This window comes from Pokkaliibacter plantistimulans, assembly GCF_003194385.1.
Taxonomy (GTDB): Bacteria; Pseudomonadota; Gammaproteobacteria; order Pseudomonadales; family Balneatricaceae; genus Pokkaliibacter; species Pokkaliibacter plantistimulans.
This window is the reverse complement of sequence record NZ_LAPT01000201.1, coordinates 1-1,872: the sequence shown is the minus strand read 5'-3', so window position 1 is coordinate 1,872 and position 1,872 is coordinate 1. Positions and strand designations below refer to the sequence as shown.

At 51.2% G+C, this 1,872-nt stretch carries 1 protein-coding gene; it reads right to left on the bottom strand.

What is annotated here, in order from left to right:
• Positions 1-352: 352 nt before the first annotated feature.
• Positions 353-1,624 (bottom strand): D-alanyl-D-alanine carboxypeptidase/D-alanyl-D-alanine-endopeptidase, encoded by a 1,272-nt coding sequence (locus tag WH50_RS25860; protein WP_110190371.1) that lies wholly within the window; start codon positions 1,622-1,624, stop codon positions 353-355.
• Positions 1,625-1,872: the final 248 nt, after the last annotated feature.

The window sequence follows — 1,872 nt, the reverse complement described above, 5'->3', positions numbered from 1 at the left end:
CTACCGTGGCTAATCAGGATCAGATGGCTTAGCAGGCTGTTGAAAAACGTTATCGAGGCAGCCGAGACAAGAAAAAAACAGGCGAAAAAGCGGAGTTTAGTGAACTAAATGAGCATTTTGAGCCTGTTTTTGACGCGGTATTCGGCAACGCAGATAGATTTTCAACGACCTGTTAGTGATTATTGTGATCTGAGAACGTAAGCACGTTCTGAAACAGGGTAACGCTGCCAGCCATTGCAGCGTTACCAGCATGTGCTTTCCCTTCCCTGAATTGATCCATAACGAATGCCCTCTCCGGTTGGGTATTCACTGGGTGTCTGGAGCCTTGTTCTTCCTCGCATGAACGCGCTGGCTAATTAGGCAGCGCGGCAAGGCTCTCTTTTTTGTCCAGATCTTTCTTCAGCTTGCTGCTTTCTCTCAATGTCGTTGCTTTGGCGACCTGCTCTTTTTTCTTTGCAGGCGTTGAGCGCGCCAGTTGTTGGCGTAGTGCGTTCGCCAGGCTAAAGCGCAAGCCCGGTGCACCTGAGTGATCCATCATCAGGGCAAAACGGACCCATTGATCATTGACCTTCACATAGCCTGCCAGAGCGCTGACATCGGACAGTGTGCCCGTTTTGGCCTGCAGTTCGGGGCTGAACTCCTTCAGTAAGCTTTGATAAGGGCGGAACGTTTCCAGTAGCTCGCCCAGCTGCGCAGCGCTGATATGGTTTTTCCTCGACAGGCCAGACCCCTCTTCAATATGGAATTGCTGCCACTTGAAGTGCCCATCGACGAAGTTAGTCATCGCCAGCTGAGATTTCTCTAAGGTAGACGGGCTGCCTTGCTGCATCGCGCCAAGTGTCAGGAAGAGCTGATTGGCAATGATGTTGTTGGAGTAATACAGCATGTCCTGCAGCACGTCTCGCAATGTCTTGGGGTTTTCAAAGTTGCCGATAGAGCGCGCATGGGCAGGTGTCTTGGCGATCTTGATGAGGTTACGCACTGCAATCCCTTTTTTCTCCAGCTGTGCACGCAGCTGTTCAGCAAAATAGGTCTGGAAGTCGACCGGATTGTTGCCGAGGTTGATACGCTCCTGATTACCTTGCAGTTTGGCCGCATAGAACAAGGCTGTTGGTGTCAACGGAGTTTGTGGTTCAGCAGAGAGAATTTTGCCGTTGACCCGTTTGATAAAGATGGTGTTGTAATTGAGGATCAGCGCTGCAGGCATCGCATCGTATGGATTGGCGGTTTCCGATATGCCGTCGGGAATCTGATTGCTGGCGTAGTAGCTGCTGTCTACGCCAATGCCGGAAATTTGAGCGATGTTCTGACTCTTGACGTAGTCAGCCATGGCCTCCAGGGTCTCAGAGGTAATGCTGGGATCGCCCTGGCCTTCTACCCAGAGCATGCCATTTTTATCAATCCACAGTGGTGTCTTGAAGTGATAGTCGAGCCCCAGAGTTTCTATCGCATAGAGTGCAGTGAGGACTTTTAGCGTTGAGGCTGGGGCGCGGGGAAGGGTGCTGTTTTTGCTCAGCTCTTTGTGACCCTCTACCCATAGGCTGGCATTGGCTGGCAGCTGCAAATTGCTGGCATAACTGGTCGTTGCGGTGGCCAGTGCAAGTGCAAGGACAAGAAAGCGCATGCTGAAATCCCTCGTTCGTCCGTCCTTTGAGTCTGAATCGGATGCAGCATACTTACCGGCTACAGGATAGCCAGCAGGTAACCGCCACAGTCACGTTTCCGAAGTGTGAACTGCACGTGGGACATGCTCAAGTAAACAAAGGTAATTCGATTGAAAAGACATGTTTTGGGTAGAAGGATGATGGACCTGCTTAGCAGGTCGTTGAAAATCTATCTGCGTTGCCGAATGCCGCGTCAAAAACAGGCTCA

What these genes read in the sequence shown, in the direction of transcription:
- WH50_RS25860 (WP_110190371.1), bottom strand. Translation starts at nt 1,624, where the DNA reads ATGCGCTTTCTTGTCCTTGCACTTGCACTGGCCACCGCAACGACCAGT.